The organism is Paenibacillus sp. E194 (assembly GCF_000935845.1).
GTDB classification, from domain to species: domain Bacteria; phylum Bacillota; class Bacilli; order Paenibacillales; family Paenibacillaceae; genus Paenibacillus_B; species Paenibacillus_B alvei_B.
On sequence record NZ_JMDX01000304.1, the window covers coordinates 1 to 5,821 of the forward strand.

General features: G+C 47.9%; 5 protein-coding genes. 2 read left to right on the forward strand and 3 right to left on the reverse strand.

Features of this window, described 5'->3' with window-relative positions:
- The 3 genes from AZ66_RS25810 to AZ66_RS25820 all read right to left on the reverse strand — a co-directional run.
- Window positions 1-988, reverse strand: a 988-nt coding sequence (locus tag AZ66_RS25810) for a Ger(x)C family spore germination protein (RefSeq protein ID WP_044357485.1), incomplete at its 3' end; no start/stop codon positions are given.
- Window positions 989-1,003: 15 nt separating this feature from the next.
- On the reverse strand, window positions 1,004-2,128 hold the full coding sequence (locus AZ66_RS25815; protein WP_044357486.1) for a GerAB/ArcD/ProY family transporter: 1,125 nt from the start codon (window positions 2,126-2,128) through the stop codon (window positions 1,004-1,006).
- Entirely contained in the window at window positions 2,098-3,543 is a 1,446-nt protein-coding gene (locus AZ66_RS25820) for a spore germination protein (RefSeq protein WP_052648878.1), read from the reverse strand. The genes AZ66_RS25815 and AZ66_RS25820 overlap by 31 nt, the downstream gene beginning before the upstream one ends.
- Before the next feature lie 319 nt (window positions 3,544-3,862).
- Between AZ66_RS25820 and hemE the strand changes: the two genes are divergently transcribed.
- Together hemE and hemH are read left to right on the forward strand one after the other, a co-directional pair.
- Complete coding sequence (gene hemE, locus AZ66_RS25825; protein ID WP_021253265.1) at window positions 3,863-4,912, forward strand: uroporphyrinogen decarboxylase; 1,050 nt, start codon at window positions 3,863-3,865, stop codon at window positions 4,910-4,912.
- Window positions 4,913-4,944: 32 nt separating this feature from the next.
- The coding region (gene hemH / locus AZ66_RS25830; protein ID WP_044357487.1) for a ferrochelatase at window positions 4,945-5,821 on the forward strand (877 nt) is incomplete at its 3' end.

A 5,821-nucleotide genomic window follows, 5' to 3' on the forward strand; every position in this document is an offset into this window, starting at 1 on the left:
ACCCAATTTTATTGCGCACATGCATGCCTACTCCGAGGCAATCTGTCCGATTTTCCTGCAGAAAGTGAATGACTTGCTCATACTTGCGCTGAAGCTCATTGGCAATGTTTGTTGAAGTGCCGACTTTATTGTTGCCGAGCTCGTTCAATGAAGAGGTGGTGGCTCCTTTGATGGTAAGCGCGATTTCCACCTCCGGATGGGGATCTGTTCGAAGGACCCGAATTTCCCTTCTGACTTGAGCGTTCTCAATAATGAGCGGCTGGGTGGTGTTGAGATGCTTCTCAGCGATATATAGTGGGGCAGTCATCCGGTTATGACGCATCGTAAGCATGAAGTTGACATCCTCCTCAGGTATGGTAGCCACCCAATTTCCATTACGGAATAATGCCATTCCATGAATAGATACATTATTATTATCGAACCTCGCAATCGAACAGATAGGCTCAATTCCGTCATCCAGATCATCTCGGATAAAGTTGAAGAGCGAGGACAAGGTTAAATTTTTGTTTTTGTGAAGCTTCATCAGCAATTGATATAGTGGCAGGTTCAGCTCTTCCTTCGGTGCTTGGAGGATAGAGTTCGCCTTGCCCCGTACCATGAGCAGGTTAGAGGTGAGCGGGAACTTCGAATCATAGACGAGATGTCGAATGGCATTCACCGTTTGTTTCCCGACCTCTTCGCCGAATAAGATGTTGCGTAATTGTCCAACCACGAGCTGAGATTGCGTCAATAAATTGAAATGATTCATCGCTCCTTGGAAGTCCGGTGCTTCCAAAATCGTGTTCCATATGATTGACTTTTTTCCATTGGCTTCTTGAGGAAAGCTGATGCCATATTCGTAGGGCTGTTTCGTTCCGGTGTCGACGGTAATCGTCTGAATGAAACCAGCCTCATTGACAATAATCTTCTGCTGGCATCCGGTTGTTGCAATCCAGGTACTCAAGATGATCCCAGCCAAGACAAGCTTTCTAGTGGGTATAACCTTCATGTGATAACCTCCAGTTCACGTCTGCGGGCAGGCGGATTCGTGCACGGACGTATCTTCGTGCTGCATGGCAGAGCGCGTCTTATCATTCCGGACTGGTAGTATCCAATACAGCATGATGAGGGTGAAAATAAGAATCCAGTCTCCGTAAGCGATGATCTCGTTAACCATGTTGAACTGTTCAACTGAAACGGGAGCAAGCAGAAGCAGCGCACACAGCAGTCCTAACAGAAGGAATACCGGCCGTTTGCGATCCTGCAGCTGATATTGCATGATGGCTCGCGAGGCGCTCCATATGTACATCGCGGCAGAGACAACAGCTGAGAACATCATGAAAATAAATAGCAAGTCGGTTATGTTCTCTAGTGCTGTCAATCGGGAGCCGCCGTATAGTCGAAGCACCGGATATCGCATTGTACTGGATTGATGCAGCGGAAGCATGCCCTGGACTAGCAAGCAGTACATTAAATAGTAGGCTGCTACGAAACCATTGAATAGGAGCACGGATCGGAACCATTTCGTCCTGTTGTCCAGCAGCGGAGCCATCATCATTAATAGCTCAAACCCGAAGAACGAACTCATGATTTCTCCGATGCCTTTTGCTGTTGGCTGGGCTTGATAAAAGATAAATGGTGTAAGTCTTGCAACCTGGAAATCGGTGAACTGCAGCAGTTCCAATCCGATAGACCAGCATGTCAGCGCCAGAAAAATAATAGAAGCTTTGGACATCGTATAAGGGCCGAGCCATGCACAATATAACGCCGTCCCCAATACGATTAAGCTCAGTGTATTGATGCTCACAGAAGTGTCGTTCGTATATTGAAATACAAGGGTGTAGGAGTGAATCACAATATACACGATGCTAATGAACTGGATGCCAATAAAGGTGAGAAGAGGGACAGCCACATACTTAGGCAGCTGCTCCGTTATGAGCTGAGGGATGGATCGAAATTCTTGTCTTCGCATCCCATAGTACATCACGATAATGTGAAGCAGAGACAGCAAGTAAAAAACCGGAATCATAATCCAGCTGTTCGTTCCAAATTGCTGTGCCATAAGGTTAGGCAATTGAAAAAACATAACCCCGCGCTGCGCCATATAGATGAGAATACCTACTCCCCAGGCTTTGCATGTTGGTGACAAGGCTGCACCTCCGATTTCATCTCATGTTTATTTCCGTCACCCGCCACAACATCAGTTGCTGGATGCGCCACAGATTGCGGCATTAGGGATCGTGTCAAGAACATATAAAAGGGCACTCCATTTAAGGAGATATACTCCCGATTGATACTGCGCAGATGGCATAGGTGCACAATGAAGACGATGGAAAACACCATCAGCCCGAAGTAGCCAAGGAAGCCGGCTAACAGAATCGCAACAAAGCGCAGCAGGCGCAGTGAGGTCTCCATGGTATAATTCGGCACGATGAAGGAGGAGAGTGCTCCGGCCGCAACAGAGACGATAAGTACATTCCCGGCTAGTCCAGCTTGAACAACAGCTTGTCCAATAACGAGACCGCCTACGATACCGATAGTCTGTCCAATCTTCGTCGGCAGCCGGACTCCTGCTTCTCGAAGCAGCTCGATGACAAATTCCATCAGCAGCGCCTCAATCATCGGGTCGAAGGGAACAGACGAGCGTGAGCTAACAATGGTCTTCAGCAATGTAGCCGGAATGAATTGATAGTGATAGGTTGTAACTGCCACATAAAAAGCACTAAACATAATAGAAAGCATGAAGGCAGCTAAACGCAGGAAGCGAATAAAAACGCTGAAATGCCATCTCTCATATGCATCCCCTGTTGATGCGAAAAATTCCAAGAAACGTGCAGGAGCCGCCATCACGGAAGGGCTGTTATCAGTAATTAGCGCAATTTTGCCAAGCGATAGACAACTAGCAATTGCATCAGGCCGTTCTGTATCGTACCACTGCGGGAAAAATGAGTACGGCGAATTCTCCAAATATTTTGCAACTGTATTTCCATCCATCACTTCATCAATTTGAAGGAACTGCAGTCGGCGATTGATTTCCTTAAGTGAGGACTTATCCACTTTCCCTTCCATGTAAACCAGGTAAACGTATTGAGTACAATTGTGTCCGATGCCTATTTGCTTCACTTTGAGGTGAGTTGTGCGCAAACGCTGTCGCAAGAGAGCGATGTTGGTGCACGCATCTTCGATGAAGGCGTCGTGTGGGCCCGTGATTAAGGTTTCTCGCTCTGTAACGCCAATGGGTCTAGTCGGGGCGCCCCCAGAGGCTACGGTATATAGTTTTGAACGGTATACCGCACCAATCTGACCTTCCAATACGGAAGTGATGAAACAGCGTTCGCTTGCTGCTGGGCTTGGCTCATTGACGGCTTGCCATGTGGACAACATTCGCATAATGCTCACATCAGTTGGATTATCCTCGAAGAAAGAGGTGACAATTTGTTGGAATTGCCTTCCATCAAGTAGGCGGTCAAAGTAATATAGCGTTACTTCTCCGTCAGCATAAGAACGCACGGTTAAGTCATCGCAATCATGAAACGCATCATTCAGCTGCTGAAGCCAGTCCATAAGTGCTGTCCCTCCTATGTGTCCCTAATCCATGAGCATATGATGTGCAACATTATAAATTTTATGAAGGTAAGGTTGTCTCGAATGAGTCGATGTTCAAATTTGAATACGCAGAATGAATGCAGAGAAGTGGTGGAATATCGGCAAAGGAGGGGCATGTATGATAAAATGTCAAAGTCTGTTCATTTCCGGACGTCGATTGTCAACAGATTGTCATAGCTTCGAGAGATGGTCTGGTTGTGGTCGTTCTGGAAAACGGGCATAATGGAAGCGTCAGGTTGTAACAATTTGCACAATACCGTTCGTTCGGAGGGTATCTATGACTTATAATGATCGTTTTATCCGCGCATGCCGCAAACAATCAGTAGATCGCTTGCCAGTATGGTATATGCGCCAGGCGGGTCGCTATGATCCGGAGTATCGCAAGATTAAGGAGAAGTACAGCTTACTTGAAATATGCCGCCAGCCAGACTTGGCTGCGGAAGTGACGATGATGCCAGTGAAGAAGCTTGGTGTCGACGCCGCTATCCTCTATTCAGACATCATGAATCCAGTCGCATCGATGGGTATTGATTTCGATATTGTAGCGCAGGTTGGTCCAGTTATTCATAATCCGATCCGCACTGCTAAGGATGTTGAGCGCTTGAAGCCAGTTGATCCAGAAGGAGATCTTGGGCATATTCTCGAGACAATTCGGATACTGGACGCGGAGCTGAACGTACCGTTGATTACATTTACGGGAGCACCGTTCACGATTGCGAGCTATCTCATTGAGGGACGGCCATCGAAGTCCTATATTCGGACGAAGACGATGATGTATGAAGCGCCGGAAGTATGGTTCGCTCTTATGGACAAGCTGGGCGATATGGTTATTCGCTATATTCGTGCTCAGATTGCGAATGGGGGCAAGGCATTCCAGTTATTTGACAGCTGGGTGGGCTCCTTGTCGCCACGTGATTACGTGAGATATGTCCTCCCTGTTATGGAACGGATATATTCTGAATTATCTGATTTGGGTGTGCCAAGCATCTACTTCCCAGGCGTTAGCTCAGGTGAGCTGCTGCCGTATTTGCATGAGCTGAAGGCTGATGTGATCGGACTGGATTGGCGTGTGTCGATTGCAGAAGGTCGCAAGCGCTTGGCTGGCAAATATGCGGTGCAAGGCAATCTTGATCCGTACCTGCTGACCGGTCCGATGGACATTATTCAACGTGAAGCGGCTCATATTATAGACGAAGGCGTGAAGGAGCCAGGTTATATATTCAACCTTGGACACGGACTATTCCCAGAGGCATCGCTAGACAAGCTGAAGCAATTAACGGAATTTGTTCACTCGTACTCGGCTGAAGCCATTGCTTCTCGTAAATAGAACTTGGCAGTAAATCACGATGGAGGTGGCGCATGAGTAAGAGAAGAGTAGGCGTCCTCGTCATGTCTTACGGGACACCACGCAGCATGGAAGAAATCGAACCCTATTACACGCACATCCGGAGAGGTAATCCGCCTTCTGCCGAGCAGCTTGCTGAACTACAAGAGCGCTATGAAGCAATTGTAGGCGGTGTATTTCCACTTCGTGAGCATACGGATCGCCAAGTCGCTGGCTTGCAGCTTGCTTTGGATCGACTCACGGAAAATACAAATGTACAGTATATGTGCTATCAAGGGTTGAAGCATGTTCAGCCTTATATAGAAGACGGCGTAGCAGCAATGGCGCACGATGGTATTACGGAGGCCGTCAGTATTGTACTGGCTCCGCATTACTCCGTGATGAGTGTCGGCAGCTACAATAAACGTGCTCAGGAAGAGGCGGAGAAGCACGGTATCCAGATGAAATGTGTGAATAGCTATCATCTGCATCCGGAACTTATTGATGCGCTTGCGGAGCGAGTGAATGAGCAGCTGGATGCATTCGTACAGGAAGGAGCGGATCGTGAAGCGATTGAGGTGCTGTTCAGCGCCCATAGCTTACCGGCACGAATACTGGAGATGAACGATCCGTATCCAGATGAATTGAATGCAACGGCTGCAGCTATAGCTAAGCAGTGTGGCCTGAAGGATGGTCAATGGCGCTTTACATGGCAAAGTGCAGGCCAGACTGCAACACCATGGCTCGGCCCAGATATATTAGACACGCTGTCCACTGTTGCGGACGAGGGAACCAAGTGGGTGCTGTCTGCACCGATCGGATTCGTATCCGATCATTTGGAAGTCCTGTATGATTTGGACATTGAAGCACTTCAGACTGCACAGAACTTGCAGCTTGGCTTCAAGCGCATTC

Coding starts and splice junctions, on each gene's coding strand:
- AZ66_RS25820 (WP_052648878.1), bottom strand. CDS start 3,543: ATGGACTGGCTTCAGCAGCTGAATGATGCGTTTCATGATTGCGATGAC.
- hemE (WP_021253265.1), top strand. CDS start 3,863: ATGACTTATAATGATCGTTTTATCCGCGCATGCCGCAAACAATCAGTA.